The organism is Methylobacterium sp. B1 (assembly GCF_000333255.1).
Classification (GTDB): Bacteria; Pseudomonadota; Alphaproteobacteria; order Rhizobiales; family Beijerinckiaceae; genus Methylobacterium; species Methylobacterium fujisawaense.
In genome coordinates, this window is the sequence record NZ_BACT01000811.1 from 1 (window position 1) to 1,707 (window position 1,707).

2 protein-coding genes and 1 pseudogene are annotated in these 1,707 nt (G+C 72.5%); all 3 read left to right on the plus strand.

The genetic code is table 11. From position 1 onward, the window contains the following. Nucleotides 1-492, plus strand: a 492-nt coding sequence (locus I53_RS23360; RefSeq protein ID WP_043355228.1) for a squalene/phytoene synthase family protein, incomplete at its 5' end; no start/stop codon positions are given. Next, nucleotides 489-1,340, plus strand: a complete 852-nt coding sequence (hpnD, locus tag I53_RS23365; protein WP_043355230.1) for a presqualene diphosphate synthase HpnD — start codon at nt 489-491, stop codon at nt 1,338-1,340. The genes I53_RS23360 and hpnD, both read left to right, overlap by 4 nt. Then, a pseudogene (locus tag I53_RS31740) lies at nt 1,340-1,707 on the plus strand (FAD-dependent oxidoreductase); the annotation flags it as partial. The gene hpnD and the pseudogene I53_RS31740, both read left to right, overlap by 1 nt.

The window sequence follows — 1,707 nt, forward strand, 5'->3', positions numbered from 1 at the left end:
CTCGACGTGCACGGCGAGGATCCGGCCCGGGTCTACGGGGCCTCCGACGCCATCTGCGCGGCCCTTCAGGTGATCAACCACCTTCAGGATTGCGGCAAGGACTACGCCGCCCTGGACCGGGTCTACCTCCCGCAGGATTGCCTGGATCGGCACGGCGCCACGGTGGCGATGCTCGGCGAGGCCAAGGCGCCGCCGCAACTCCGGGCGGTGATCCGCGACCTGGCGCAGAGATGCCTCGACCTCCTCGACGAGGGCGCGGTCCTGCCGGATCTGATCGACGACCTGCGCCTGTCGCTGGAGATCGCCGCCATCCACCGCCTCGCCGTGGTGCTGAGCCGGGGCCTGCTGGAGCGCGACCCGCTCTCGGAGAAGGTCCATCACGGCAAGGCCGCCTTCGCCCTGACGGCCCTGGGTGGCGTCGCCGCCACCCTGGCACGCCGGCCCTTCCGCGGGCGCACGATCCGGGCCGCGGCTCAAGGAATCCGCTCGTGACCGCCACCGCCACGCCCGCCCAGAACCCAGAGAGCGCCGCCCCGGCGCTGCCCGCCGCCGGCTCCTCCTTCTATACGGCGATGCGCCTGCTGCCGAAGGAGCGGCGGGAGGCGATGTATGCCGTCTACGCCTTCTGCCGCGCCGTCGACGACGTCGCCGATGACGGCGGCAGCCGCGCCGTGCGGCAGGCCGAGCTCGACCGCTGGCGGGCCGATATCGACGCGCTCTACGCCGGCCGGCCCGCGCCGCGCGTGCGCGACCTCGTGGAGCCCGTGCGCCGCTTCAGCCTGAAGCGCGAGGATTTCCAGGCGGTCATCGACGGCATGGCCATGGACGCCGTCGAGGACATCGTCGCCCCCGACGCCGAAACCCTCGACCTCTACTGCGACCGGGTCGCAAGCGCGGTCGGCCGGCTGTCGGTGCGGATCTTCGGCATGCCGGAGGCGGACGGCATCCGGCTGGCGTGGCACCAGGGCCGGGCGCTCCAGCTCACCAACATCCTCCGCGACATCGACGAGGATGCGGAGCGCGGCCGGCTCTACCTGCCGCGCGAGAAGCTCCAGGCGATCGGCCTCACAGATCCGACGCCGGTCCAGGCGATCAGCCACCCGCGCATCGGCGAGGTCTGCATCTCCCTCGCCCGCGAGGCGGAGGAGCATTACGAGGCGACCTGGGAGATCATCCGCCGCAGCCCCCGCAAGGCCACCAAGGCCGCCCGGCTGATGGCGGCGGCCTATCACCTCTATCTCAAGGCGGTCGTCGACCGCGGCTGGGCGATGCCCCGGGCGCGGGTGAAGCCCGGCAAGCTCGCGCTGCTGGGCGTCGTCCTCCGGCACGGCCTGATCTGATGGGCACCGTCCACGTCGTCGGCGCCGGCCTGGCCGGCCTCTCCGCCGCCGTCGCCCTCGCGGAATCCGGTGTCCGGGTGGTCCTGCATGAGGCCGCCAAGCAAGCGGGTGGCCGCTGCCGCTCGTACTACGATCCGGCACTCGGCCTGACCATCGACAACGGCAACCACCTGCTGCTGTCCGGCAATGCCGATGCCCTGGGCTTCCTCAGGACCATCGGTGCCCCGGCGATGCCCTGACCGGTCCGGACACGGCGGAGTTCGATTTCGCCGATCTGAAGACGGGCGAGCGCTGGCGCCTGCGGCCCAACGCCGGGCGGCTGCCCTGGTGGGTGATGAGCCCGGCGCGCCGCGTTCCCGGAACCCGG